The organism is Kitasatospora griseola, assembly GCF_044999035.1.
In the GTDB taxonomy this organism is placed as follows: domain Bacteria; phylum Actinomycetota; class Actinomycetes; order Streptomycetales; family Streptomycetaceae; genus Kitasatospora; species Kitasatospora griseola.
The window spans coordinates 97323-122321 of the sequence record NZ_CP173361.1; the positions used below are offsets into that span (position 1 = coordinate 97323).

27 protein-coding genes are annotated in these 24999 nt (G+C 73.1%); 22 read left to right on the top strand and 5 right to left on the bottom strand.

The window, feature by feature from the left end:
• Positions 1-171: 171 nt before the first annotated feature.
• Positions 172-888: a DciA family protein gene (locus tag ACI1MP_RS37555; protein WP_404870961.1), complete on the bottom strand. Its 717-nt coding sequence runs from the start codon at positions 886-888 to the stop codon at positions 172-174.
• Complete coding sequence (locus tag ACI1MP_RS37560; protein WP_404870962.1) at positions 888-2537, bottom strand: hypothetical protein; 1650 nt, start codon at positions 2535-2537, stop codon at positions 888-890. Before ACI1MP_RS37560 ends, ACI1MP_RS37555 begins: the two co-directional genes overlap by 1 nt.
• A gap of 863 nt (positions 2538-3400) precedes the next feature.
• Here ACI1MP_RS37560 and ACI1MP_RS37565 point away from each other — a divergent pair.
• A complete protein-coding gene (locus ACI1MP_RS37565; RefSeq protein WP_404867869.1) occupies positions 3401-4315 on the top strand; it encodes an IS982 family transposase in 915 nt (304 codons plus the stop codon).
• A 385-nt stretch (positions 4316-4700) separates the two neighbouring features.
• Here ACI1MP_RS37565 and ACI1MP_RS37570 read toward each other — a convergent pair whose 3' ends face one another.
• From ACI1MP_RS37570 to ACI1MP_RS37580, 3 genes are all read right to left on the bottom strand, one after another.
• Positions 4701-5936 (bottom strand): tetratricopeptide repeat protein, encoded by a 1236-nt coding sequence (locus ACI1MP_RS37570; protein ID WP_404870963.1) that lies wholly within the window; start codon positions 5934-5936, stop codon positions 4701-4703.
• Between the two features lie 179 nt (positions 5937-6115).
• On the bottom strand, positions 6116-6655 hold the full coding sequence (locus ACI1MP_RS37575) for an AAA family ATPase (protein ID WP_404870964.1): 540 nt from the start codon (positions 6653-6655) through the stop codon (positions 6116-6118).
• Entirely contained in the window at positions 6652-7401 is a 750-nt protein-coding gene (locus tag ACI1MP_RS37580) for a GntR family transcriptional regulator (RefSeq protein WP_404870965.1), read from the bottom strand. The genes ACI1MP_RS37575 and ACI1MP_RS37580 overlap by 4 nt, the downstream gene beginning before the upstream one ends.
• A gap of 313 nt (positions 7402-7714) precedes the next feature.
• Between ACI1MP_RS37580 and ACI1MP_RS37585 the strand changes: the two genes are divergently transcribed.
• The 21 genes from ACI1MP_RS37585 (at position 7715) to ACI1MP_RS37685 (ending at position 24891) form a co-directional block, all read left to right on the top strand.
• Positions 7715-8527: a hypothetical protein gene (locus ACI1MP_RS37585; RefSeq protein ID WP_404870966.1), complete on the top strand. Its 813-nt coding sequence runs from the start codon at positions 7715-7717 to the stop codon at positions 8525-8527.
• A 99-nt stretch (positions 8528-8626) separates the two neighbouring features.
• Complete coding sequence (locus ACI1MP_RS37590; protein ID WP_404870967.1) at positions 8627-9217, top strand: hypothetical protein; 591 nt, start codon at positions 8627-8629, stop codon at positions 9215-9217.
• A gap of 180 nt (positions 9218-9397) precedes the next feature.
• Complete coding sequence (locus ACI1MP_RS37595; RefSeq protein ID WP_404870968.1) at positions 9398-9814, top strand: hypothetical protein; 417 nt, start codon at positions 9398-9400, stop codon at positions 9812-9814.
• A 7-nt stretch (positions 9815-9821) separates the two neighbouring features.
• Positions 9822-9944 carry a hypothetical protein gene (locus tag ACI1MP_RS37600; protein WP_404870969.1) on the top strand — a complete coding sequence of 41 codons (123 nt, stop codon included), beginning with the start codon at positions 9822-9824 and terminating at the stop codon, positions 9942-9944.
• 328 nt (positions 9945-10272) lie between these two features.
• Positions 10273-10434 (top strand): hypothetical protein, encoded by a 162-nt coding sequence (locus ACI1MP_RS37605; protein ID WP_404870970.1) that lies wholly within the window; start codon positions 10273-10275, stop codon positions 10432-10434.
• Positions 10431-10859 carry a hypothetical protein gene (locus tag ACI1MP_RS37610; protein WP_404870971.1) on the top strand — a complete coding sequence of 143 codons (429 nt, stop codon included), beginning with the start codon at positions 10431-10433 and terminating at the stop codon, positions 10857-10859. The genes ACI1MP_RS37605 and ACI1MP_RS37610 overlap by 4 nt, the downstream gene beginning before the upstream one ends.
• Positions 10860-10979: 120 nt before the next feature.
• Positions 10980-11342 (top strand): hypothetical protein, encoded by a 363-nt coding sequence (locus ACI1MP_RS37615; protein WP_404870972.1) that lies wholly within the window; start codon positions 10980-10982, stop codon positions 11340-11342.
• A 26-nt stretch (positions 11343-11368) separates the two neighbouring features.
• Positions 11369-11611, top strand: a complete 243-nt coding sequence (locus ACI1MP_RS37620; protein ID WP_404870973.1) for a hypothetical protein — start codon at positions 11369-11371, stop codon at positions 11609-11611.
• Between the two features lie 33 nt (positions 11612-11644).
• Complete coding sequence (locus ACI1MP_RS37625; protein WP_404870974.1) at positions 11645-12175, top strand: hypothetical protein; 531 nt, start codon at positions 11645-11647, stop codon at positions 12173-12175.
• Positions 12176-12485: 310 nt separating this feature from the next.
• Complete coding sequence (locus tag ACI1MP_RS37630; protein WP_404870975.1) at positions 12486-14048, top strand: DUF2637 domain-containing protein; 1563 nt, start codon at positions 12486-12488, stop codon at positions 14046-14048.
• A 124-nt stretch (positions 14049-14172) separates the two neighbouring features.
• Positions 14173-14739 carry a hypothetical protein gene (locus ACI1MP_RS37635; protein ID WP_404870976.1) on the top strand — a complete coding sequence of 189 codons (567 nt, stop codon included), beginning with the start codon at positions 14173-14175 and terminating at the stop codon, positions 14737-14739.
• Between the two features lie 147 nt (positions 14740-14886).
• Positions 14887-17475: a hypothetical protein gene (locus ACI1MP_RS37640; protein ID WP_404870977.1), complete on the top strand. Its 2589-nt coding sequence runs from the start codon at positions 14887-14889 to the stop codon at positions 17473-17475.
• 3 nt (positions 17476-17478) lie between these two features.
• Positions 17479-17880, top strand: a complete 402-nt coding sequence (locus ACI1MP_RS37645; RefSeq protein WP_404870978.1) for a hypothetical protein — start codon at positions 17479-17481, stop codon at positions 17878-17880.
• 13 nt (positions 17881-17893) lie between these two features.
• The gene (locus ACI1MP_RS37650; protein WP_404870979.1) at positions 17894-20197 is read left to right on the top strand and encodes a hypothetical protein; all 2304 of its coding nucleotides are present in this window, start codon (positions 17894-17896) and stop codon (positions 20195-20197) included.
• A 147-nt stretch (positions 20198-20344) separates the two neighbouring features.
• Positions 20345-20911 (top strand): ATP-binding protein, encoded by a 567-nt coding sequence (locus tag ACI1MP_RS37655; protein ID WP_404870980.1) that lies wholly within the window; start codon positions 20345-20347, stop codon positions 20909-20911.
• Between the two features lie 41 nt (positions 20912-20952).
• Positions 20953-21318, top strand: coding sequence for a hypothetical protein (locus ACI1MP_RS37660; protein WP_189277907.1), 366 nt, complete (start codon positions 20953-20955; stop codon positions 21316-21318).
• A gap of 175 nt (positions 21319-21493) precedes the next feature.
• Positions 21494-21979, top strand: coding sequence for a hypothetical protein (locus ACI1MP_RS37665; RefSeq protein ID WP_404870981.1), 486 nt, complete (start codon positions 21494-21496; stop codon positions 21977-21979).
• A gap of 561 nt (positions 21980-22540) precedes the next feature.
• Entirely contained in the window at positions 22541-23065 is a 525-nt protein-coding gene (locus tag ACI1MP_RS37670; protein ID WP_404870982.1) for a hypothetical protein, read from the top strand.
• A 160-nt stretch (positions 23066-23225) separates the two neighbouring features.
• On the top strand, positions 23226-23789 hold the full coding sequence (locus ACI1MP_RS37675) for a hypothetical protein (protein WP_404870983.1): 564 nt from the start codon (positions 23226-23228) through the stop codon (positions 23787-23789).
• Positions 23790-23869: 80 nt separating this feature from the next.
• Complete coding sequence (locus ACI1MP_RS37680) at positions 23870-24286, top strand: hypothetical protein (protein ID WP_404870984.1); 417 nt, start codon at positions 23870-23872, stop codon at positions 24284-24286.
• 131 nt (positions 24287-24417) lie between these two features.
• A complete protein-coding gene (locus ACI1MP_RS37685; RefSeq protein ID WP_404870985.1) occupies positions 24418-24891 on the top strand; it encodes an NUDIX domain-containing protein in 474 nt (157 codons plus the stop codon).
• The last annotated feature ends 108 nt before the right edge of the window (positions 24892-24999 follow it).

Consider the following 24999-nt stretch of genomic DNA (forward strand, 5'->3'; position numbering starts at 1 on the left):
GTCCCGGGTCAGCTAGGGGTCCTTTTGCACGAGCGGGGGCTGCCGAGCTGGTGCCGTCCGGTTCTGATCGCTCCTGCGCCCACCTCGCTGCTGATCGGCTGCGGCCCAGGACCGGGTCAGCGAACGGGTTGTCGCGGCCACCGTGTCGCATCACCTGCGGCCGGCCGCGGCTCACGCCGCTCCGGTCTGCAGTGGAGCCAGGCGGGTGGTGCGCAGCGGGATCGCTCCGGCCCGAGTGGCGCGGGCGACGGCGAGAGCGGCGTGGTGGCGTTCGCGTTGCTGGAGGGTGTGCTCGTCGACGTCCGGGGTCGGGGAGTCCTCGATCGCGGGCCGGTGGGCGTTCTCGGGTTCGCGCAGCCGGTTGTAGTGCCGGTGCAGGATGGCCTCCCGCTCTGCAGCGGCCTCGTCGAGCGCGGCCTGGCGGGCGGGCCGGTCATCGAGGCCCTGGTCGTACTGCGCCATGGGAGCGTGGCCGACGCGTACGTCGATGGCCCGGACGGTGCCGGGGCGCAGCTGCTCGAGGTCGGTGAGGATGCGGCGGGTCTGGTAGCGGAGCTGGGCGGCCCAGGCAGGGGAGTCGGCGACCACGCGCAGGCGGCGGGTGGTCGGGTCGTACCCGGCGAGGTGCCAGTGGGCGGCCGCCTCGGGGCCGACGATCGCGGGCCAGCGGTCGCGCAGGCTTCCGCCGGCGGTGCCGAGGGTCCAGCCGTGTGCGGCGACCAGGGCGAGGAACACGTCCGCGATCGGTTCGGGTTTGCGCAGGCCTCGCCGCACGACCGTAGCCTGCCGGGTGGTGCGCTGGGTGGAGGCGTTGCCGCTGGTGCGGGCGACCTGGCGGGCGGCGCGCAGGGCGGTGCGGGCGAGGTCGGCCCCGGTGGACGTGGTCATCAGCGGCTCCCGACGAGTTCGCGCTCACGGCGGCGGGCGGCCAGCTGCTCGCGGAAGGCGACGCCCTCGGAGTTGTCCACGGTCATCCAGGCCGGGACCGTGACGGGGGGCAGCTCGGCTCCGTCGATCGCCCGAGGCACCTTGGGCATGGTGGGCTGCTGGTCCAGCAGCGGCGCGCACAGGCCGCACGGCAGCACGGTCCGCACGTGCCGGTCGCAGTAGGCCGGGTGCTGTTCCTCGGCCTGGTCGGCGTGGCCGTCGGTGTCCGCCAGCACCGGGGCCGGGGCGGTGCGGGCCTCGGCCAGGACTTGGTCCCGCTCGGCCTGGCGGCGCTTCGCGTGCCGGTGCTGGGCGCCCTCGACGTGGTACGCGCAGGTCTGGCACTCGCCGCCGAGTTCCACGTCGGTGCCAGACTCGCAGGTGGGCAGGTGGCAGCCGCGCCGGACCAGGCCGCGGTTGCGTCCCGGGGCGGCGAGCCAGGCGTACGGGTCACGGATCTCGTCGCGCTCCAGGACGTACCGGCGCTCAAGGCGCTGGGCGACGCGCTCGACGTCGCCGCCGACCTCGCGGATCGCCTGGCCGACCGCCCGGGCGACCTCCCGCTGCTGCCAGCGGTCCATCCGGTTCACCAGATCGGGCACCAGACGCAGGACCTGGTGGACCTCGGCGCTGACCGTCATCGACGGCACGGCGGAGGTCCCGTTCGTGGGGTTGGTCGTGGTCGCGCTGGGAGTCTTCGGCGGTTCCGGCGAAGCCGCAACCAGGCACGCCACGACGGCGGCTTGCTCGGCGACGGCGGCCACCGGATCGGCCGGCGCGGCGTCGCGCGGTACGGACGTTTCGGCTACGCCGGAACCGCAACCACCAACGGCGCGCAGGGGCTTGTTCACAGGAGCTTGATCAAGAGAGCTTGATTGTGGAGCCGAAACGAGGGGGGAGGGTGGAGCCAGATCGAGGGGGGAGGGCGGAGCCGAAACGAGGGGGGTATCCACCGCCTCCGGCAGGGAGAACAGGTCGAGCTGACCCGGGCAGCCGGACACCTCCTCGACGTCCTCGACGTCGGCCGACTCCGCCTGGGGGCGGCCCTTCTGGGGCTGCGCGAACAGTGCCTCCTGCGTCACCACGCCGACCAGCGGGACCGGGTGCACGGTGTACCGGAACGCCCCGCCGACCTCCCCCTCCCGGCTAACCCAGCCCTCCGCCACCAGCTCGGCAGCGACCACGCGGGCGGTCTCGGCCCGCAACCCGCACAGCGCGGCCAGCTGCCTCGCCGACGTCGTCGTCTCCAGGTGCTCCCGGTAGGACAGCGCGCAGTACACCTTGAACCTGGTGCCGGACAGCAGGTTCCGGGCGACCGCCGAGATCCACACCGCGCGCACATCCCGGCCGGCCTGCTCGACCCGCCGCGCGACAGTGCCGCCTGCGCGGTGATCGCACTCCACCAGCACGCCCTCCACCTCGCGCAGCAGTGAGGCCGCCGTCTTCTCGTGCAGGCCCAGCCCGCCCGCGATCGTCGCGTTCGATGCCCAGCAGTACCCCGCCTTGCTCCGGCAGTAGTCGCCCACCACGGTCACAGCCCGGATTTGGTCCCCGGTGAACCGGGCGAGCCAGGCGACCGGGAAGCGGGTGCCGAACGCATCCTCTGCCACGTCGGCCTCGGTGCGTACGGGGGCCGTCGACCCGCCAGCACGCTGGCCGGGAATGTGCGGGCCGACCGCTTCTACACCCAAGGGGCCGTCAAATTCCCCCTCGACACCATCATCCGGACGAGTGATGTGCGTCACGGTTTCGGAGCCGCGCGCGGTCGGTCCGACAATCCGTCCGACAACCCGTCCCCCGGCGAATGCCAAGGCCGGAGCGGGGGAGGGGATCCTTCCCCGCTCCCGGATCCCATCGTTCGAGGTCAAACTGGGGACACCATGATCGACAACCATGGGGCGGGGAGACTGGAAAGGGCTCGTGAGCTGGGGCAAGATGACAACGCCTCCTTCTGTACGTAAATGCGCAGAGGGCCGGCCCGCCTCGGCGGGACGGATGGTGCGGCCCCCGCGAGGGGGCTGGAACTGGATCGGTGACCTCCTGTCTGTCTTTCTTCTGGGCGGTTGTGGATCTGGGCGCAGCCGAGGCCCTGGGAGGGGCCCCGACTGCGGATGGCTCCTCGTCGGAGCCGGTGCTGCAACTGCTTGTTGCGACCGGTTGGAAGCCGGTAGCGGCACTGCGACTGCTGGTGCTGGTGCTGGTCCTGGCTAGGGACCTATTTGGGTTGGCCTCCTGGCGGAGGCCGGTAGTACCGCTGGTGACCGGGTGGAAAGTCCGATCTCCAGCAACCTGCTCAACGGTTGGGAAGCCCGAGAGCAGGTGGTCGCGTTGATCCGGGGTGGAAAGTCCCGGGGAGCGGCCGGCGGAGCAAGACCCGTGGAACGGTCGGGCACCGTAGATGATGGCCTAGATGATTGATGCCAAGGGCTCGCTGGCGTGCATGAAATGACGCGAGGGAGTCCAAAGGTCGGTTGTGACGCCTGACCTGGACTCCCTCGCGACCGCACTCTACGTGAAGACCGACGACCTGCTGAAGGAATCGCCCCATCTGGCGCCGTGGCGACCCGAGATCGGGATCGCGCCCCGGCTCAGCGATGCCGAACTGGTCACCCTGGCGGTGATGCAGGCCCTGCTCGGCTTCACCTCCGAGCGCCGCTGGATCCGTTACGCCACCGCCCGCCTGCGGCACCTGTTCCCGTACCTGCCCGGGCAGTCCGGCTACAACCGGCGCCTGCGCAAGGCCGCCGGCCTGATCGCCCGCGTCAACCGCCTGGTCGCGATCGACACCTCGCTGTGGACCGACAGCGTGTGGGTCGTCGACTCCACCCCGGTGGAATGTGGGCGCTCACGCGAGACCGCCAAGCGCTCCGACCTGGCCGGATGGGCCGAGTACGGCTACTGCGCCAGCCACTCCCGCTACTTCTGGGGTCTGCGCCTGCATCTGGTGTGCACCCTGCACGGCCTGCCCGTCGCGTTCGCGCTGACCGGCGCGAAGGCCGACGAGCGCCAGACCCTGCTCGGCATCCTCCACGCCGAACCCGACCTGGCCGGTTCCCGACCGGGCCAGACCCTGATCGGCGACCGGCACTACTACGGCCGCGCCTTCGAACACGAACTCGCCGAGTGGGGCGTCCACCTGCTCCGCCCGGCCCGCAAGGGCGAACCCGAGCGGGCCGGAGCCAGGCTGTTCAAGCCGCTGCGGCAGATCATCGAGTCGGTCAACCAGACGTTCAAGGCCCAACTCGACCTCGAACGCCACCAGGGCCGCACGCCGGCCGGGGTGATGGTCCGTGTCCTGCAACGCATCCTCGCACTGACCTCGGCGATCTGGCACAACGACCGGACCGGTCAGCCCGTCATGCGCTCGCTGACCGCCTACGACCACTAACCCTTCGCATCATTCATCTAGGTCACGGAACACCCCCAGCCTTGGGGGCCGCCGTGACCGGCCACACATACAGAGACGGCACCCCGCCGGAGCGAGACCCGAGAAACCTCGGTCGACTCCACGGCGGGGTGCCGCGCGTTCAGGAGGACCCGGCTGCGGGTACCCTTCATCACGTCACCACCCCTTGCGTGGCTGACCGGGACGGGCCCCTGGCCGGGCGCCGCTCCACTTGACCGCCGTCCGGACCCTCGGGTCCGGGCGGCGAAGTCATTTTGGATCACTGACGGGGCAAGACTACCCCTGTGGACAACGCACGGAGTAACTGCCAGCTCACCGTGTCGATCTGATGATCCAATGATCAGACGGAGGGTCAAGTTCGTTTCCATCAGCCCGAACCTCGCAGTTCGCGCAGATGCTGGACAAACTCGACGGCCTCCGGCGCATGGCCGAACCGACTGTGGAGGACCTGCCCGAGGTCGGCGGAGACCATCGCCAGGGACGGAAGTGACCGTCGGTCACCCTGCAGAGCACGCTCGCCGAAGGCCAGCGCGGTGTCGAGGTCGCCGTCGCGGGCCGCGACCACACCGAGGGTGACCCGGGCCTCGGCGATCCGCATCGGCGCCCGCTCCGTCCCGTCGAAATCGGTGCTGGCCCGGATCACCTCGCCCGCCAGCTGCTCCGCCAGCCGGTCCTCGCCCACCTTCCGGTAGGCGTCCATCCGGTAGAAGTCGAATTTGGCCGGGTCCACCACGAAGTGGTTCTCGATGTCATCCGGGTACGGCAGCCGCTCCAGCAGCAGGCGCCCCTGGTCGAGGGCCACCTCGGTCTGCTGGCGGTCGCCCAACCTAGCCCACGCCTTCGCCTTCTGGGCATAGAGCTGCGCGGCCACCGACTCGGTCGGAGCGACCGCAATGCCGGCCTCGGCGGCCGCGATGACGCCGCGGTGGTCCCCCCGCGTCAGGCAGAACCACGCCCGCATCTCGTGCGCCCAGCCCTGAACCCCGAGCTCGCCCGCCTCCACGCCGAGGAGCAGCGCGGCCTGACGGGTGGCCTCGGCATCGCGCGGCCGTCCGGAGTCGTACTCCACGCACCCCACAAGCAGCGACAGCTGGCCCGCGAGAGCAATCAGCTCGCGGTGCTGGGCCAGGCTGACCCGCTGGTGTTGGAGCCCGACGACCCTGCCCAGCCACGCCCTGCCCTCAACCAGCAGTTGGTCGGCCGGCATGTAGGCGTACTCGCAGGCGAGCCGGTCCGCCGTGATCCGCAGGGCGTCCAGCGTGGCCTGGTCGATGTCGCTCTGGCGCAGCCGGGCGATAATGTCGACGGTGTCCATGCCGCTGACCTGGAGGATCTCGGCCCGGCCGTCCCGCCGTCCGCGCTCGGGGAAGAACGCGCCGGTAGTGGTGCCGAAGGTGCTGGCGATCTGCCGCTTGTATTTGGTCGGCTGAGTCTCGCCGGCTTCCCACCGCTTCCACTGCCGCAGCAGATCCTGCTCCACCACGACCTGGCCCGCCGGAAGTCGAGCCATCATCGCGCGCACCGCGTCGGCCTGCGACCACCCCCGTGCCGCACGCTCTTCCACCATGCGCTGCGCCCACGTTGGCCTGTCGTCAGCAGCCATAGCAGATCCCTCCCACAGTCGGTGTTCAGCGAGTCTGGCAGTGCAGTACGAGTGTTCGGAGGTGACAACCACCGGTGACATCTGGCTTGTCACCGCCCGCTGTCACTTTTTGCTCGTTGGCAGTTGATGCACCGTGATCTCCCAGCCAGGGACTGGAGGGGGAACCGGTGGCGACGCGGTCAGGTGCAAGTGCGGCGCTTATCCACGATGGCCAGCACCGATTCGGGGTGGCCGTCGTAGACGATGTGCTGTTCGTCAGGCCCGGGCGGATGGAATCGTCCGCTGAACCGTTCGAGATCGTTCTCAGAGATGAACATCGAGTTCGGGTCGGTGTAGGTGTTGTGGTTACGGACCTGGAGGCGAGTCCAGAGCTCGTCCGACGTAGCTGGCAGGTAGACGAGCAGCGGAGCGGCCCCTGCCGACACCACCCGCTCGCACCACTCCCGACGCTCGGCCTCCGTCCACAGCCCATGGTCGAAGACCACCGACTGTCCTGCACCCAGATGGCTAATCACTTCTGCTGCGAGCTCAGCCAGGACCGGGCGCTCGCGAACGAGGTACTCGCCGCGGGGGAAGTCCCGACCGTAGTGTCCGTGTCTGCGCCACACCTCCTCGTCCGGGCTGATCCGGACGAGGCCGGCGGATTCCAGGGCTCTGGCCAGATGCGTCTTGCCCGATCCGGGCAGGCCCACCATCAGGACACAGGTCGGAACGGTCATTTCGGCATATCCTCGACTTCGGTGCGCGTGCGTCCTGGGGCGCCCAGATCGACGCCGTACTCGATCACCATGTCGTTGGTGTCGATGAACTCGGAACCCAGGACAAGGATCGCCGCCACGGTGTTTGGGCTGAGCTCAAGCAGAGTGAGGTCGTCCGTAGTGGCGATGCGTGCGCCTGTTGTATGGCAGCAACGGGCCGGGCGGCGATTGGCCTTGGCGGCGATCACGTCCAGCGAGGTTCCGGCGGCAAGTCTCTCGCCGCGCAACAGTTCCGGTGCGACGTCCGCGAATTCTCCCGGGATCCAGGATGTCGAGTGGGCAACAACGCCGTGCGAGTCTCGGTACACGCGCGATCGACGGATGACCTCCGTGCCAGCCTCTATGCCCATCGCCCGGGCGACGTCGGCCGGCGCTGGCACAAGAGCCGCGGTGTGTGAGTCGGATCGCTCGCCGGTCCCCCAGGATGAACCGGTGTGCTGGCCCCGGTCTTGGCGCTGCGATCCAGAGGACAGCGCGATGGGCGAGCCGATGACCTCGGTTCCTACACCGGGGATGCCGCGGATGAGGCCCTCCTCTCGGAGCAGCTTCATGGCCCGGTCCACGGTGGCCTTGCTGACGTCCCATTCAGCAGCCAACTCGACCTTGCTCGGCATCACTGCCCCCGGAAGCAGATCGCCGGTGCTGATGCGGTCGCGGTAGTGGCTGGCGATCCGCGCGTACGGCGGTCGGTTGTCGGGCCTGCTCATCGTGCTGTCGCCTCCTTCGCTTCTCTCTGGCAGCCTCACTATACCGCTTGACACCTGAGGCTGCCTCAGGCAACCTAAGGTTAGTTCAGCGAGGCCTTCACCAGAAGACCTCGTCGACCCGACATCTGAATAGCTCCACCTGAACCGGGCCAACCACGGCACAGGGGTGACGAACCACGAGGTCCCCCGCCGCCGGGCTACGGCAGTTCCTACTGCAGCGGTTGCGCTGCCCGCTCTCCACAGCCCTCGGGGCTGTGGCGGGCGGAGAACTCAACCGCCCCCGCCGATCGCCCCGAGCCTGAGGGAGACCCAGATGCGTCACAACGGCCGGCCCGCCGTGAAGGCCTCGAAGATCCTCGCCACCGATATCAACCTCCACCCCGACGAGCCCGTCACCGTGGTCTGCGCCGACTGCCGTACCTGGCGGAAGCTCATCCGGGGGATGATCCCGGCACACCGCTCCACCGACCTCGGCCGCCAGCGGTACGACGTCGACAACCACCTGGTCCGATGCGACACCCGCTGCCCCGGCAGCGGCCAGCGCATCGTCCTCGACCTCACCGTCGCCCAGTGGGTGGCCCGGATCGAGGACGGCCTGACCGAGACCGCGGCCTGCCGCCCCACCAAGGTCCTGCGCAAGGTCAAGACCCCGACCGAGCCGGCGCTCCACCAGCTCCCGCCGGTCCGGCCCACCGCCGGCTCCGCACGGACGCAGTACCTGACGCACCGCTCCCGCTGCGCCGCCTGCACCGGCCGCGCGCACTGCACGGACGGCAGCCGCCTGGCCTTCGCCTACCTGCAGCTGCTGCGCCAGGAGCCGCAGCGCCGCGCAGCCCAGGCCCGCACCGAGCAGGAGCAGCGGGTCGCCGAGCGCGGCCAGGCCGAGCAGCAGCTGCGGCGTCGGGTCGCCGAGTGGGCCGAGCGGTCCCCCGCGGCCGAGACCGCCGACATGATGCGTCGGAGCACCTCCTACGCCCTGCACGCGGACAGCCGTCGGCGCCTGTACGGGCCCGACCTGCAGGTCGAGGAGCGCGACACCCGCGAGGAGTCCCGCGCGCTGGCCGAGACCCGAACCGAGGCCGCGATCCGCCAGGCCAGCCCGGTGCGCCGGACCGCGGCTGCCTGAGTCGCCCGCTCGGCACCACCACCTGAATATCTGTTACCCCCGCTGCGGCGGCCCGGAATTCCTCCGGGCCGCCGCTTCTCGTCGCCCCCGGAGGCCACGATGACCACCACGCTCGACACCCCGACCACCACCGCCCCGGCCGCCACCGACATCGGCACCGCGTTCCGGGCGACGTTCCTCGGCCTGTCCGGCCTCGCCACCGCCCCGCTGCACCGGCTCACCGACGCCCGCCTCGTCACCGCCACCGCCACGATCACCGACCGGCGTTTCACCGGCCGCACCGTCTGGCTGCACCTGCGCGCCGACGACGGCGCCTGCGGCCTGGCGCGCCTGGACCTCGCCGCGGCGATGACCACCCCCGCCGACCACTACGCCGTCGGCCAGCACGTCCGGCTGGTCGGCGTCGCCCGCACCCACCGCAACCTGGCCGTGCCGTACATCGCGGTCCGGCAGCTCGTTCCGGTGCCCGTCGCGCGGCCGGTCGAGGAGACGTTCCTGCTGCGGTACTCCTACGGCCCCTACGCGCGCCTGATGGAGCGAACTCTGACCCGGCGCCAGATCGGCCTGATCGGTTCGGTCGTGATGCGGGCCGCCGACCGCGGCCACGCCTGGAACGTCGAGGTCCTCGACGCGGCCGGCGTGGACGTCACCGACGACTTCGACTGCTTCGCCGAATCCCGCGCCGCCTGACCCCACCGCCGCCGCACGGCCCGTCACGGCCGCCGCCCACCCCCAGCACACCACACCGGGGCGGGCGGCGGCCGTGGTCGTCCGTACGACCAGCACACAGAAGAGGGCCCCAGGGACTGCACCCCCGAGGCCCGACCGGCCGCACACCACCACGCCAACCAGACGAGAGGAAGAACGACCGTGGACACCATCATCCCCCACCGCCCCACCGACCTCGACCACCTCTACACCCGCTACGCGTGCCGCCTGCAGGCCGCCGTCACCGAGCTCCTCGCCGCCGTCGGCCCGACCGCGACTGTCCTGGACGAGGACGTCGCCCAGGACGTGTGGCTGCACGTCGCCGAGCACGGCCTGCCCGACGGCCACACCGGCCTCGACGCCCTGACCGCTGTCGCCAGCCGCCTCGTCGACCGCGTCCACACCGACCAGGCGCGCCGCCGCGAGATCCCCGCCGGCCTGGTCCGCGCCACCACGAACACCCCGACCGCCCGGCCCGCCCCCGCCCCCGCCAGCCGCCACCGCTCCCGCACCGTCGCCCACCCCCGCACGGCGGCCGACGCCCTGACCACCCTCCGCACCCTCCCCACGGCCGTGTGACCGCGCCATGGCCTCCAAAGCACTGATCAAGCTGCTCGCCGCCAAGGCCGCCGCTGCCGCCGCGAAGGTCACCGCCCGCGCCGCCACCGAAGCCCTCAAAGCCATCACCCCCTCCGGAGGACCGAAGTGACCCGCACCGAACTCGCCCAGTGCCGCGCCTTCGCCGGCGGAACCCCCGTCCCCACCCCGCCGCCCACGCCCTCGGCACCGCCCACCTCGCCCGCGCCCGCACAAGGAGGCACCCGATGACCCCCGAGGAAGCCCAGCGCCAGCAGATGGAAGAAGCGCTCCGCCGCGCCAGGGCGGCGAGCACCGGTGCCGGGTCCGGCACCGGCCAGCAGAGCTGAGAAGGAGAAGCCCCGTGCCCGACCACCAGTTCAACGGCGGCTACGGCGTGCCGCCGATCCCCACCCCGCCGCCCACCCCGGCCCCGCCGCCGACCCCGCCCACCCCCGGCGGTGGCGAGTGACCCGGACCTGATGCTGCGCATCGCGGAGGCGCACCAGGCGATCGAGGACAACGACGCCGCGGACCTCACCCCGACCGCCACCCGCGCCGCCGCGCCCGCCACCGGGCGCGGCGGCGCTCTCAACTCCCCCGCCTCTGGAGGCTGTTCGTGAAGCACCGCACCGCCACTCTCGTTCCCGCCGGCCGCGCCCACGACGCCGTCTCCTACCGCCGGTGGGTCGCCTGCCAGATCGGCCCCCGCCGCGTCGGCGGGATCTACCGCTCCGGCTACTCCGGCGCTGTCTACGAGGTCGTGGCCGTCGACCCGGGCCCTCGCACCGAGTGGCCCATCTGGCAGATCACCACCCGCATCCTCGGCGCGACCATCGCCGTCCGGCACTGCACCGCCTGGGAGGACCGCGACCAGGTCCTCGCCGAGCCCGGCGAGGCCGCCCTGCGCTACTGGGCCGAGCACGTCCTCGCCGACCCCGCCCCCACCGCCGGCCCGACGGCCGGCGCGCTCTTGGAGCAGCGCCACCTCCTCGACGAGGTCGCCCACCCCGAGCAGGTCGCCGCGCTGCAGCGCCTGGCCGCCTGATTTCGCATCGGTTGCTGTCGTTCGCCGTCGTGCTCCGCCCCGGACCACCTGGGGCCGGGCGCGGCGGTGTTCGAAGGTGCCCGACGCACCGCCCGTCCCGCCTCGCAGAAGGAGCATCCGATGGCTCACACCCCGCCCCCGCGCATCGACCTGCAGCCCCTGATGACCCTGGAGGACCCGCTGCCGCCCGGCCACGAGGACCTGGCCGCCAGGATCAGCGTCCAGCTGGCCCAGGCCCGCCTCGCCGCGACCGCCTTCACCACCGCCGACTACACCGACGACGCGGTCACCCCCGACGAACTGTGGGCCCGCTTCGGCGCCATGCGCGGCGAGGCCGCGGCCCTCGCCGCGCTCCTCAACAAGGCGCTCCCGCTGATCCCCCACCAGCGGGTGCCCGGCGTGCCGTTCGTGAGCACCGCATCCGTCGTCGACTACCTGACCGTCCCCCGCCACCCGCTGCGCCAGCGGGAGCTGCACTCCTGACCAGCGCCCACTCCGAGGAGGGCTGCATGTTCGGTTTCGTGCGCGACACCGTCACCGAGGTCCGCGACCACCGCCGGTTCACCCGCACCATCACCGCCCGCATCGCCTCCGGCGACCAGGACGCCGCCGACACCTTCCGCACGGGCACCCTCGCCGCCGCCCTCACCCGGCGCGGCCACACCGCCCGCGGCCAGGAAGTCACCCAGTACGTCCAGCGCGTGCTCGACACCGACGGCGCCCCCGACCGCACCGCCTGGCTGCACAGCTGACCGACCGACCCCGCCCTCGCACAGGAGGACATGATGCTCAAGCTCATCACCGCCGGAGCCCTCGCCGACCTGGTCCAGCGCGCCGAGACGGCCGAGACCTCCCTCGCCGACGCCAACCGCAAGCTGGCAGACCTCACTGCACGGCAGGAACTCGCCCCGGAGCGCGAGGGCGAGGCCGCCGAGCTGCGCAAGGAGCTGGCGGCCGTCAACGTGCGCCTGCGCCAGCGCGACGCGGACGGCGAATCCTTCCGGTTGGAGACGAACATGCGGCTCGCCGCCTGCGACCGCACGATCGCCGAACTGGGCGCCGAGCTGAAGCTGGTTCGCGCCGACCGCCCGGCCGGGCCGGAGCTGCCGGAGCGCACCGTGCTGACCTTCCGCACCGTGGGCGGCGGCCTAGTCGCACTGATCGCCACATCGGGCCCCTGCAACTACGGCTACCAGTGCTTGACGTGTGGCGACGAGGCCGGCGGCGCCTACTCGATGGAAAACGCCCGCCGGTGGGCCAACGAGCACGCCGCCGAGTGCCGGGCGATCCCGACCGCCGTCGCCACCCGCACCTGACCGAGGCCCGTTTCGGGCCCGGCCGCCCCCACTTCGCCGACAACGGCGGCCGTTTCGGAAGCACCCCAGGTGCGTTTCGGGAGCAGCGGCCGCCGTTTCGGCTCCACCTGATTCGAGCCCTCCGGAGGCCTTCGTGACGATCATCGACATGCCGCCGAAGGCGGTCCCGCCCACTCCGTCGCGCCCTGTCGCGCGCCCCGTTTCGGCACCGGCCGTGTCCGCTTCGGGCGCGGCCGAGACCGTTTCGGCGACGTCCGGCGTCGTTTCGGCGATGCCGGGCATCGTTTCGCCCCTGCCGTCCGAGGGGGCGTTGACGACTCCCCAGAAGTGGGCGGCCGCCGGCATTGTGGCAGCGGCGCTCGCCCTTGCCGGGATCGGCCTCTACCTCAGTTTCGAGCACGTCGCCGGCTTCGCTTTCGACCGGCTCGGCTTCGGCACCCTGCGGCAGGGCCAGCTGTTCACCGGCGGTGTCGACACCGGCATCATGGTGCTGATTGCGATCGACCTGCTCATGGCATGGCTCCGGCGCCCCGTCGGCTGGATCCGGTACCCGGTGTGGCTGCTCACGGCGGCCACGGTGGTTCTCAACGCGGCGTCCGCCGCGCCGAAGGGCCACTGGGGGTGGCTGGACTATGTCGCAGTCGCCGCGCACGGCATCGTGCCGGTGCTGTTCATCGTGGTCGTCGACGTGGGCCGGGATTCCATCGACCGCGTCGTTCGGCCCGAGCGGGCCGAACGGGACTCGATTCCGCTGATCCGCTGGTTGCTCGCCCCGGTGCGGACGGGGCGGGTCTACCGGCGGATGCGCCTGTACGACGTCCACTCCTACCCGGAGATGGTCCGCCGCGACCAGGAGCTCATCGCCTACGAGCTGTGGCTCAAGCGCAAGTACGACGGAGACCTGTCGGCGGCCGGGCAGGACGAGCTGCTGCCGATGACGATGGCCCCCTACGGCTACACCGTCGCCCGGGCGCTGGCCATGCCCGCAGAACAGGAGCAGGCGGCCGAGATCCGCGACGAGGAGGCCGCGCTCCGCAAGCTGGAGGCCGGAACCCGGCGCAGGCTGGCCGAGACCGCGGCCCAGGCCGAGGCGCTGCGCGCGGACGGTGCGCTGGAGACGGTGCGTGCCGCGGTCGACGGTGAGACCGGGCAGGCCCGGGCGCACGCGCAGGCACAGGTCACCGCCGCGGAGCGGGCCGCCGCGAAGGAGGAGGAGGCGCTGGAGTCGGCGCTGGTCGCCGAGGCCAGGGCCCGTACTGCCGCCGCCGAGAGCGCTGAGGCCAAGGAGCGTACGGCGGTGGCTGCGGCGGACCGGGAGACGGCCCGGCTGGAGCTGGCTGCCGCCGAGGACCGCAGGAAGGCGGCGGACGCCGACAAGGCTGCCGCTGCCGAGGCCGCGGCGATCGATACGCAGACCATCGCGGTGGCGCGGAAGGCCGCCGCCGAAGCCGATGAGCGTGCCGCCGAAACGGAGCAGCGTGCCGCCGAAGCGCGGCTCGCCGTCCTCGAAATCGCCCGGAGGGAAGCCGAGGAGATCGCCCGCCGGGAGTCCGCAGCGGTCGCGGCCGCGCAGTCGCGGGAGGCCGCTGCCGAAGCGGAGCGGCGCGCCGCCGAAACGCGGCTCGCCACCGCCGAAATCGAGCGGCTCGCGGTCGAAGCGGAGGACGTCGCGAAGCTGACGCCGCGCCAGCGGGCCGTCCGCAAGGTCGCCCGGATGTGTCTGCGGACGGCCGACCCCGAAACGGGCGAGCTGCGGCCGATGAGCCTGCCGCTGGCGGACATCCAACGCGAACTGGACGTCTCGTCGTCCGCCACCGCCTCCGAGTACCGCGTGGAGGCCGCCGAACTGCTGGCCCAGGGCTACCGGCCCTGACCGCAGCCACCATGTGTCGGCTTCTCCGGTGGCCACCAGGACGAGTGCCTGGTGGCTGCCGAAGGCGCCGAGCGCCGAATGCAGCACCCGTACGTTTCCCCAGCTCAGAGGAGGCACATCCGTTATGGCCGAGCAGCAGTCGGTCTACAACGATCCGGCGTACGACATCTCGTCGGTCCCGTCGTGGAAGAGCCCGCCGCTCCATGGTGCCTACGCCCCGAACGCGAAGCTCTCGCCCCGTGCGAAGGCCGGCATCGGGGTCGGCGCCGTGGTGCTGGCCGCCACGGGCATGGTCACCTGGTCCAACTATGCGGCCGCGCAGGCCGATGCGGAGGTCCGCAAGGCGCAGATCGCGCTCGACGCGTCCCGCGTCGAGCTGGAGCTGTCCAGGCAGCAGGCCGAGACGGCGAAGCAGCAGGCCGAGACGGGCGGGCAGGAGAGCCCGTCGCAGAAGGCCCGCCGGGAGGCGGTCCAGGCCTGCGTGGCCAAGGCCGGCGGCGGCTACAACGCCGTCTCGGACTGCGGCAAGGCGTTCCCGGCGGAGGTGTCGCCGGGCATGGTCAACACCGCCTCCGCCGCCTCCGCAAAGGGCGAGCAGGACGCTCCGGTGCCGATGGCCGGACTGGTCGTTCTGGGCGCGGTCGTGGCCGTCACCGGCTACGGCTGGGCGAAGAAGCGCCTCTCCCGTTAGTGACAATCCGTGACCTCCCTCCCCCCTCCCTCCCGCCTCGAGAACCCCCTCCCGGAACTCCCCCTGGCCGATCAAAGGCCGGGGGAGTTCCTTCCGGGCCGGGGAGGGAGGGGGGAGGGAGGTCACTTACAGTGAGGAATTTTGGTGATGGCGACGCCTCCCGCACCGCCCGCTCCGACCACACCGCCCACCGTCCACCTCCCCTTCCAGCCCCCCGCGCAGCCCTCCGGCGACGCCCCGCAGGCCGGTCCCGCCCCGGCGTCCCCGGACCCGGTCGCGCCCGGTTCCCTCGCCCAGATGCTCGCCCCGGTCGCCCCGGCCCGCCCGGTCCCGCTCGGCTCCACCGCGACCCTCGGCCGGGCCGCCGAGGCCGGCCCGGACACGGCCGCGGGCGGCGACGCCGCGAGCAAGAGCGGCAGCGGCGCCGCGAGCGCGGAGGGCCCGCTGTCCGCGCTGGTGCGGGCGCTCGCCGCGCGCTGGGGCCGCACCGGCACCGCCACCACCGTCAAGCGCAACCACGACGTCAAGGAGACCCGGGTCTCCGGCACCTCCACCGAGACCACCAACGCCAACAAGTCCGACCGCACGGCGAAGAGCGAGAACAGCGCGCAGCACCGCTCCAACCAGGACGCCAAGAGCAGCCGGGACGCCAAGGTCGCCGACCTGAACAACAAGACGTCGGCGCAGCACGGCAAGAGCAGCAACGAGTCGAAGAAGGCCGCCAGTACGGACGCGAAGACGTCGTCGGACGCCAAGCGCGCCGACACCCGCGACGCCAGGACGTCGGCCGCCAAGGACGCCAAGACCTCCGGCGCCACGTCCGACACCAAGTCGGCCAAGGCGGACCACTCCTCCAAGACCGCCAAGACCGCCAAGACCGCCGAGCACGGCCGCGCCGGCGCGGACGCCAGGACGGCCGGGGACTTCGACTCCAAGGGGCCGAAGGCGTCCGGCGGCTCGGGCGGCTCCAAGCACTCGGGCGGCTCGGGCGAAGGCAAGAGCGGCAAGGAGGGGCCGGGCCGGGAGGGGAAGAACGGGGCGCAGCCCGGTTCGGGCGCCGGGAAGGACAGCGCCTCGGACGAGTCGGGCGACAAGCGAGCCAAGGGCCCGGGGCCGGACGGCACGGACGGGCAGGCCGGTGCCGGCGTGCCCGCCTCCAAGCCGGGCGGGCCCGGCCGGGCCGGGGCCGAAGCGGAGAAGCCGGCGAAGGAGGAGGACGCTCAGGGCGGCCGGAGCAAGGCCGACCTGGAGAAGAAGGCGCAGGCCGAGCCCGGCGCGAACCTCACCGGCACCAGTGCGGCGGGTGGACGGGAGCGGGCCGAGTACCTCCGTACGCAGGCCGCCCGGGAAGCCGGGTACCGGGACGGAAAGCGTGCGGCCGGCGTGGTCGGTCAGGCCCAGGCCTACCGCGACGGCGTGAAGGACGGCTGGTCCGACCGGCAGGCCGCCGACGAGGCCGAGCGCAAGAGGATGGACGACGCCAAGGTCCGCAACGCCCAGCGGCCCAAGGAGCCGCCGAAGCCCGAGATGGCGCCGGCCGCCGGGTCGACCACCGACCTGCAGAGGAAGGACACGGCGGGCACGGAGGCCGGGGCGGAGAAGCCGGTGGTGCCGCCCAAGCCCACCACTCCGCCGACCATCCCGGCCCGGGCCGAGGCCGACGCGGCGTCCAAGCCCGGCGGCCGGCCGGGCGTCGACCTGTCCAAGAAGCCGAAGCCGAAGCCGGGCGACGGGCCGGAGGCCGGGGCGGAGAAGCCGGCGGTGCCGCCCAAGCCCACCACCCCGCCCAAGCCCACCATCCCGCCCACCATCCCGGCCCAGGCCAAGACCGACGCGGCGCAGCAGCCGAAGGCGGGCGTGGATCTGGCCAAGGCGTCGAAGTCGGGTGTCGATCTGACCAAGCCGCTGAAGGCGGGTGACGGCAAGGAGGCCGACGCGGCGTCCAAGCCCGCCGCCCGGCCGGGCGTCGACCTGGCCAAGGCGTCGAAGTCCGGCGACGGGCCGGGCGCGGTCGAGATGGAGAAGCCCGCCGCGGACCGCCCGCTGGGCGGGGCCGACAGCACGAGCCTGGGCGGGGCCGACAGCAAGAGCGCCGGCCTTCAGCCGATGGCCAGCACCACCGTCCTGGCCCAGGCAGCCCTGCCACCTGATCAGGCCGCGGCCGCCGCCGTGACCGGCGCTGTCCGGCCCACCCCGCACACCTCGCCGGACAGTCCGGCCACCCCCAGGAGGTCGCACGACCCGATGCCCGACCAGAGCACTGCAGGCGGGGCCGCGCCCGCGTACGACATCGAGGTCACCCCCAGCACGGTCCGCTTCACCGTCGACGGCGAGGAGCGCGAGCTGGGGCGCACCGAGGTCCGCACCCTCAAGGGCTTCGAGAACACGATGCGGACGCGGGGCGCCGACCTGGTCAAGATCGCCGAGCAGAGCAAAGACGCGGTGGCCATGGCCACCCAGCACGCCCTCACCGCGCAGAGGCTCCACGAGCGGGCACGGGCCGTCAAGGGCGGCGAAGACCTGGTCTGGGCGCTGGCTCATCTGTCCTCGGAGTGCCGGAGGCTGTGCACGAAAGCCGAGCAGACCGAGCGCTACGCGGCCAAGGGCGCCGAGGCCGCTGCCGCGCTGGTCGTCAACGCCGACAGCCGGCACGGCGGCATCTACAAGGCCGTCGCCGACAGCCCGCTCACCATCCCCGCCGAGAAGGCGTTCTACATGGACCAGCAAGGAGGCTGACCGGTGCCCGCATCGAACAAGAACAGCAGCGGCAGGGCGGACATCTCCTACCGCGAGTTGAAGCGGGAGGTGGTCAAGCTCGCCAGGGACGTCATGCGCGGCGCCGACGACCAGAAGGTGTTGGCCTCGCGCCTGGCCGAAGGGGCCAGGAACGTCGGCCGCACCGCGGACAACATCGCGTCGCTGAACGTCGACGCCGCCACCGTCGCGGAGACCCGCGAGCTCGCCCAGGCCATGAAGGGCCTGGGCGAGAGCGCGACCGGCTACGCCAACCGCGCCGACACCACCTCCCGGACCGCCGACCGCGTCGGTCGCGAAGCGGCCAGGTTCCACGAGGGCATTCAGCAGGCCGTCGACAACGCACCGGTCCAGATGGCCGACCGCACCTGGTACGCCCAGGAGTAAGGAGCACACCGCAATGAGCACCGACACCTCTCCCGCCGAGCAGGCGGTTCGCAGCCCGACGGTCGAGCGGGCGGTGGCCGTCGTGGAGACGGCCGCCCCGGCCGCGGTCGCCGCGGTCCTGCCGTTCCTGGACAACCAGGCCGCCAGCACCGTCTCGTGCCTGCTGGCGGCCCCGGCCGCGGTCGCGGCCGCGAACTACGCCGGCCTCATCTCCGAGCGGACACTGGCCGCTGTGCCGGGCGGCGACATCCTCGCCGCCCACAGGACCCCGATGCTGGTCTCGGCGGTGGCCACCGCCACCGCCGCGGCCACCGTCACCCTCCAGGGCCTGCCCGGCGCGGACGCCCTGCTCGCCGGATGGACGACCCTGCCCTCGCTCCCCGGCGCGGTGTCCGTCGCCTGGTGGGGCGCGAGCTGCTACGTCGCGTTCGTGCTCCGCAAGGTCCTCGGCAACCGCCGCCCGCGCCGCGCCGCCGCCACCCCGGCCCCGGCCCCGCAGCCGGGAGGGCAGGACACCCTCACCCCGGCGCAGCGGGAGGTGCTGGAGCGCTGGCTCGCGCACATCTCCAGTGAGCGGGGCACCCACCCCGGCCAGGACCTCCACCTGACCGCCCACGGCCCCCAGGCGTGGGAGGGGATCATCGAGGCGGCGCCCGGCCGGCCGGTCACCGTCACCGCGGAGACCGTCTCCGGGGTGTACCGGCTGCCGCCCGCGTGGATCCGCATCACGGAGGGCCCCCACGAGTCCGCCCGCCAGATCCTGGTCCACACCGTCCAGCCCGCCACCGAGCAGGCGCAGTACGGGCCGCTGGAGACGCTGTGGCTCCAACGCGTCGGAAGCAGGTCCGGGTGCATGCCCGGCACGCACCTCGAAGGCGCGGTGCAGGACCCGGCCACCGGCGGCGTCGCGGCGTGGATCGTCGCGGACGAGGACACCGACGCGATCACCATGCCGGACATGGCCCGCATCGCCGGCGCCCTGCGCAGGACCGCCCTGCTGGTGTCGGTCGAGCCGACCCAGGACCCGCGCCGGGCGATCCTGCGGCTGATGGACCACTCCCCGCTGGAAGCAGGTAAGCCGCTGCCCGGCCCCGACGCACTGCGCTCGAACGGCAACGGGTTCGTCCAGCTCGGCCTCGGCATCAGCGGCAGGCCCGCGCGCCTGCAGCTGTTCGACCCCCGAGGCGGCGCCCGCCACGCCCTGGTCGCCGGCGTCACCGGCTCCGGCAAGGGCGGCGTCCTGCAGCTGCTGTGCCTGAGCTACCACGTCAACAAGATCGCGATCGTCTACGCCGACCCCAAGGGCTCCTCCAACCCGGACGTGGAGGACATGGCCGCGTTCGCGGGCACCGGCAAGGACGGCGCGATGGGCGCCCTGCGCCTGGCCTACGCGATTCTGCTGCACCGCATCGAGCAGTCGCAGCAGTTGCGGATGAAGAACTTCACCGCGACCGACACCATGCCGTACATCGCGGTCGTCCTGGACGAGTTCGCCCAGCTCCTGTCCGAGAAGAGCGAGTACATGAAAGAGGCGGCCTTCATCGTCGCGGCCATCGCCGAGCAGGGCCGCTCCCTCGGCATGGCCATGGTGCTGTGCGGGCAGATCCTCAACCTCGACAAGATGGGCTCCGACACGTCGATCCGCGACAACATCTTCTACGGCGGCGCCCTCGTCCTGTTGAGGTCCGACGGGGCGCAGAAGCACCGCGTCGACCTGCCCGACAGCTTCGACGGCATCGACCCGAGCCGGATCCCCGCCTACTGGCGCACCGGCACCGACAGCCTCGTCTACGACCCGAACGTCCCCGAGGACGACCCCTCCCGCACGTTCGGCGTCGGGTACGTCGTCGGCCCGGACGAGCGGGCCGAGATGATGCGCGCCTGGATCCTGGAGTCCGCCGCCGGCCTCTGGGACGAGGACGCCGTCGTCCACCCGGCGGACTTCCCCGGCTGGGACGACCGCGACCTGATCGCCGCCGTCCCCGTCGGCCCCGCCGCCGAGGACGGCGACGGCACCACCGCGGCGCCTTGGACGCCCGGGCCCGCGCCCGCGCTCGTCAAGGAGCCCACCGCGAAGGAGAAGATCCTCACCGCCCTGGACGAGTGGCGCGACCCGGCCGGCCTCGACGTCACCTACCTGCACATCGACCAGATCATCGCGATGACCGAGGTCGCCAAGAAGACCGTCGAGAACAAGCTCACCGAGCTCACCAAGAGCGGCGCGGTCGTCCGCAACCCGCAGGTGTCCGGCGAGTACGGCCTGCCCCTGACCACCGGGAACACCGAGACCCTCGACACCCAGCCCGTCGAGGCGTAGCCGGGCACCCCACCCTCCACCCGCCCACCCGCCCCACCCTGCCCCGGCCGGGCGGGGCGGGGCGGCGGGCCCCGCATCACCGCATCCAGGCCCCGGCCACCCCGGCCGAGGGCCCCTCACCCATGCCCACAAGGGAGACACCCCGCCATGGCCCACACTCACCTGCTCGTCGGCACCACCGGCTCCGGCAAGACCCACACCCTCCAGCAGCTGATCGACCAGGCCACCACCGACTCCACCGTCACCACCTGGGCGATCGAACCCGCCCGCCGTGGCAACCTCACCGCCGCCGACCGACACACCACCACCGAGACCGCCGAGCAGCTCCTCGACCAGGTCCTCGACCTCGCCCGCCAGCGCGCCACCGCCTGCCAGCAGCAGGGCCACACCGCCCATACCCCGACCGAGGACCAGCCGCGCGTCCTGCTGCTCATCGACGAGGCCGACCACCTCCTGCGCCGGCAGCCCGCCCGGGCCCGGCAGCTCGAGGAGATCGCCGCCACCACCCGCCCCCTCGGGATCGAGACCGCCGTCGCCACCAACTCCGTGCTCCTGGACGTGTGGCCGCTCGGTCTGCGCGAGCAGCTCCTCGCCGGCGACATCACCGTCCACGGCACCCCCGACCGGAACACCGAAGCCCTGCTCCGCGAGCGCATCGCCGACGGCACCGCCACCGGCCCGGCCTGCCTCGAACCGGCCCGCACCGGCCGCTGACCCACCCCGCCCCGCTCGCACCCTCCAGGAAGGACACCACGATGAACACCACCCCCACCGCCCCGGCCGCGCCCGCGCCGGTGATCGCCACCGACCAGAGCACCGACCCCACTACCGCCCGGGACGAGAGCCTGACCGAGGTCACCCTCACCATCGCCACCGAGGACGGCTCCGACTACCGCGACGTGCGGAAGCTGACCCTGGGCCAGCTCACCGGCCTGCTCCTCGCGTTCGACGCCGGCGAGGTCGACGCGGACTTCCTGGACGAGGAGGAGCCGCGCGAGATGACGCTGGAGTACGCGCCCTCCGAGTACAGCGGCCGGCCCTGGGGCGAGACCCGTTTCTTCGAGGAGAGCGCGGCGGACCAGCTGCTGCAGGCCTTCGAGGCCGGCGCACCGCTGGAGTGATCCAAGCGGCCAGGAATCCCGCCAGCCCCCACGCCGCAGCCGAACCGGCCCCCGCTGTGCTGCGCCCTGGCGCGCCGTCCGTCGACTGCGTCACCGGCCCGCTCGACCTCGGGTCGGCCGCAACGCCCGCTGACCCGCTTCGTCCGTCTCCGCCATCTTCAGGAAGGACAGCACGATGAACACCACCACCCCCACCCCGGCCGCGCCGGTGATCGCCTCCGCCGCCTCCGCCATCGTCCGCCGGGGCCTGTTCGCCGAGCAGCTCCTCGACCAGGTCCTCGACCTCGCCCGCCAGCGCGCCACCGCCTGCCGGCAGCAGGGCCGCACCGCCCACACCCCGACCGAGGACCAGCCGCGCGTCCTGCTGCTCATCGACGAGGCCGACCACCTCCTGCGCCGGCAGCCCGCCCGGGCCCGGCAGATCGAGGAGATCGCCACCACCACCCGCCCCCTCGGGATCGAGACCGCCGTCGCCACCACCTCCGTGCTCCTGGACGTGTGGCCGCTCGGCCTGCGCGAGCAGCTCCTCGCCGGCGACATCACCGTCCACGGCACCCCCGACCGCCACACCGAAGCCCTGCTCCGCGAGCGCATCGCCGACGGCACCGCCACCGTCCTGCCCCACGCCCTCCGCTCCCGCACCACCGCCTCCGCCACCTGACCGCTCCCGGCCCCTCCGAGGGCCGACGGCCCCGCCCCGCCCCGGCCACCACGGCCCGGCCCGGGGCGGGACCGCCGGCCCCAGAAGGCGCCGCGGCGCCCGCACCGACCGTCCTGCCGCCGACCCGACCGGAGACCCGATTCACCGTGCTCGCCACCCGCGTCACCGACGCCGCCCTGCGCCTGCTCGACTCCACCACCAACGCCTGGCAGGCCACCGCACCCCTGCGCGCCCGCGCCGCCACCACCTGGCGCACCCGCACCAGCCCCGCCCAGCGCGCCCGGACAGATCACCGCCACCGCCCTCGCCGCCGTCCTCGCCGCATCCCTGACCATCACCCTCACCACCACCGCGGTCCGCCTGGCCGCCGCCGCGGCCGCCAACCTCGCCCGAGGCTGCATCCACACCATCGCCTACCTGTGGCACAGCGACACCGCCGACGGCACCCGCGACATCCTGCGCATCCCCCTCGACGGCGTCGCCGCCTGGCTGCGCCAGAACGGATCCGGCCTGCCCGCCACCCCCGGCCGGATCGGCGCCGTCGCCCTGATCCTCACGCTCGTGCTGTTCACCGCGGCCCGGCGCGGCTCCACCGCCGCCCGCGCCGCCTGGGCCCTCCTCGGAGCCGCCGCCTGCGCGGCGACCTGGCAGGCCGGCCCCGAGAGCCAACGCACCGCGGCCGCCGCCGTCACCGCCGGCGTCTGGCTGTTCCTCGCCCCGGCCGCGTACGCGAAGCGCCGGCGGACGACCGAGCGCCGCATCCGCCTGCTCCTCAACCCCGCCGTCGAAGAAGCCCTCACCGCCCTGGCCGCCGCCCACACCCCCACCGGCCCGGCCACCGCTGCGGCACCGACCACGACCGTGCACACCGTGCCGCCTTCGCGGCCCCGGCTGAGCCCCCTGCAGACCCTGGCCGCCATCAAGGTGCCCGGCCCCGCCGCCGGCGGATTCCGCTGCCTCCACTGCGACCAGCCACTCGCCTGGGCCGCCACCGAAACCGACTTCGAACGGACCTGGCGCACCACCGACGGCACCACCGCCTGCCCCGCCGCGCCCACCACCCCCGCCCTGCACCACGCCCTCTGACCGCCCGGACGTCAACCACCACCCACCAGCCGATCGCCTCCGATCGGCCCCGCCCCCCGCCGCACCCCGCGCCCGCCCCGCCGACCACCGGCCGGGCGGGCGCGGCGCACCCGGGGACAGGGACCGGCCGCCCGGCCGACACCATCGACAGGAGAACCGCATGGCCAGCACCTGGACCACCGAAACCGACATCGAGCAGCTCTTCACCGGCCTGGAACCCGACCGCTTCACCGGCCACCTCGACCGCGACGAGGCCTACGACGTCCTGCTCCGCTACCTCGCCTACGCCCGCACCCTGCGCCAGTCCCGCACCACCCCCGACGAGATCCACACCGCCATCCACCAGCTCGACGGCAGTCACGTCTTCGGCGGCCGCGGCACCCTGCGCGTCCTGCTGCGCAACGCGGCCGACGAGCACGAGATCCGCATCACCGCCGCCGGCCACATCCTGCTGCGCTCCGACGCCCCCACCGACGGCGGACCCGAGCACGCCTGGATCCGCATGGAGAACCGGGGCGGAGCGGAGATCGACGTCATCGGCGCGAACCCGTGGCCCGACCACCACCCCCACGCCCCCGGCCCGGCCTGGTGGCGCTGCAGCGGCTGCCGCACCGGAAGCGGCGCCCACGCCCAGGACCTCGACCTGATCCGCATCGAGGCCGCCCAGCACGCCCGGGACTGCGCAGCCCTGCCCGCGCCGGTCGCCTCCGAGCCCGGCCGCTGACCGGACGACCCCCACCACCCCCGCCGCCGAGCCGCTCGGCCGACCCCGCCTCGTCCAACACCCTCTTCCTGGAGGAACCCGTGCGCCAGAGCCTGCTCCGCCTGCTGCCCGCCCGCATCGTCCGCCGCCTCGGCTACGAACCCGCCCTGCACGACCCGGCCGCCCTCGCCGCCGCGATCGAAGCCAACCTCGACCGCGCCCGCGCCGGGCACGACACCGAACTCCGCGCCGCCCTGCGCAAGCTCACCGGCCCGCTGGAGTTCCAGCCCGGCCTGCTCGACCTGCACCAGGAGAGCGCCGACATCGTCGTCTACCTGCGCGGCGTCGCGGCCGCGTCCGAGACCAACCTGGACCTGAACGACCCCCGCCAGCGCGCCCTCTACCGGGCGCTGCTGGACGCCCTCTCCGCGTCCGAACAGTTCCGTGCCCGCGTCGCCGAGGCCGCCTCCCTCGCCCTGCCGGCCGACGAGAGCACCGCCGAACTCCAGAACTTCTGACCCCCTCCGGGCACTGACGCTGCCCACCACGACGCCCGCCCGCCGCTGCCCGCCAGGTGCGGCGGGCGGGTGCCGTGGTGCGCGGCGCGGCCGCCCGGCCGACACCCCGCCACCACCTGGAGAGCGAGCCCATGACCGACACCACCGCCACCACCTCCACCGCCACCGCCGAGACCGGACACGGCGCGGCCGAGACGATCCGCTACACCGCGGACGTCGCCGCCGTGGATCCCGACGGCCGCGTGCTGCTGATCGAGCGCGGCCACCCGCCGTTCCAGGGCCTGCTGGCCCTGCCCGGCGGCCACGTCGACGCCGGCGAGACGGGCCTGGCCGCCGCCGTCCGCGAGCTGTACGAGGAGACCGGCGTCCAGGTCGCCCCCGCCGACCTGGCCTTCATCGGCGTCTACGACGAGCCCGACCGCGACCCGCGCGGCCGGTACGTCGGCGTCGCCTACCTCGCCCGCGTCCCCGCCCACACCGAGGCCCGCGCCGGGGACGACGCCGCCACCGTCCAGTGGGTCCCGCTCGACTCCCCGCCCGAGCAGCTCGCGTTCGACCACGCCCGGATCCTCGCCGACGCCCGCCGGATCATCTCCGGGCACTGACGCTGCCCACACCGCGCCCGCCCGCCGCGCCACCCAGGCACGGCGGGCGGGCGCGGTGGTGCGCGGCGCGGCCGCCCGGCCGGACACCACCACCTGTTCAACACCCTC

Excerpts from the sequence above, each read along its gene's own strand:
- ACI1MP_RS37555 (WP_404870961.1), bottom strand. The coding sequence starts at position 888 with ATGACCACGTCCACCGGGGCCGACCTCGCCCGCACCGCCCTGCGCGCC.
- ACI1MP_RS37570 (WP_404870963.1), bottom strand. The coding sequence starts at position 5,936 with ATGGCTGCTGACGACAGGCCAACGTGGGCGCAGCGCATGGTGGAAGAG.
- ACI1MP_RS37575 (WP_404870964.1), bottom strand. The coding sequence starts at position 6,655 with ATGACCGTTCCGACCTGTGTCCTGATGGTGGGCCTGCCCGGATCGGGC.
- ACI1MP_RS37580 (WP_404870965.1), bottom strand. The coding sequence starts at position 7,401 with ATGAGCAGGCCCGACAACCGACCGCCGTACGCGCGGATCGCCAGCCAC.
- ACI1MP_RS37585 (WP_404870966.1), top strand. The coding sequence starts at position 7,715 with ATGCGTCACAACGGCCGGCCCGCCGTGAAGGCCTCGAAGATCCTCGCC.
- ACI1MP_RS37590 (WP_404870967.1), top strand. The coding sequence starts at position 8,627 with ATGACCACCACGCTCGACACCCCGACCACCACCGCCCCGGCCGCCACC.
- ACI1MP_RS37600 (WP_404870969.1), top strand. The coding sequence starts at position 9,822 with ATGGCCTCCAAAGCACTGATCAAGCTGCTCGCCGCCAAGGCCGCCGCT.
- ACI1MP_RS37615 (WP_404870972.1), top strand. The coding sequence starts at position 10,980 with ATGGCTCACACCCCGCCCCCGCGCATCGACCTGCAGCCCCTGATGACC.
- ACI1MP_RS37620 (WP_404870973.1), top strand. The coding sequence starts at position 11,369 with ATGTTCGGTTTCGTGCGCGACACCGTCACCGAGGTCCGCGACCACCGC.
- ACI1MP_RS37625 (WP_404870974.1), top strand. The coding sequence starts at position 11,645 with ATGCTCAAGCTCATCACCGCCGGAGCCCTCGCCGACCTGGTCCAGCGC.
- ACI1MP_RS37635 (WP_404870976.1), top strand. The coding sequence starts at position 14,173 with ATGGCCGAGCAGCAGTCGGTCTACAACGATCCGGCGTACGACATCTCG.
- ACI1MP_RS37640 (WP_404870977.1), top strand. The coding sequence starts at position 14,887 with ATGGCGACGCCTCCCGCACCGCCCGCTCCGACCACACCGCCCACCGTC.
- ACI1MP_RS37650 (WP_404870979.1), top strand. The coding sequence starts at position 17,894 with ATGAGCACCGACACCTCTCCCGCCGAGCAGGCGGTTCGCAGCCCGACG.
- ACI1MP_RS37655 (WP_404870980.1), top strand. The coding sequence starts at position 20,345 with ATGGCCCACACTCACCTGCTCGTCGGCACCACCGGCTCCGGCAAGACC.
- ACI1MP_RS37660 (WP_189277907.1), top strand. The coding sequence starts at position 20,953 with ATGAACACCACCCCCACCGCCCCGGCCGCGCCCGCGCCGGTGATCGCC.
- ACI1MP_RS37665 (WP_404870981.1), top strand. The coding sequence starts at position 21,494 with ATGAACACCACCACCCCCACCCCGGCCGCGCCGGTGATCGCCTCCGCC.
- ACI1MP_RS37675 (WP_404870983.1), top strand. The coding sequence starts at position 23,226 with ATGGCCAGCACCTGGACCACCGAAACCGACATCGAGCAGCTCTTCACC.
- ACI1MP_RS37685 (WP_404870985.1), top strand. The coding sequence starts at position 24,418 with ATGACCGACACCACCGCCACCACCTCCACCGCCACCGCCGAGACCGGA.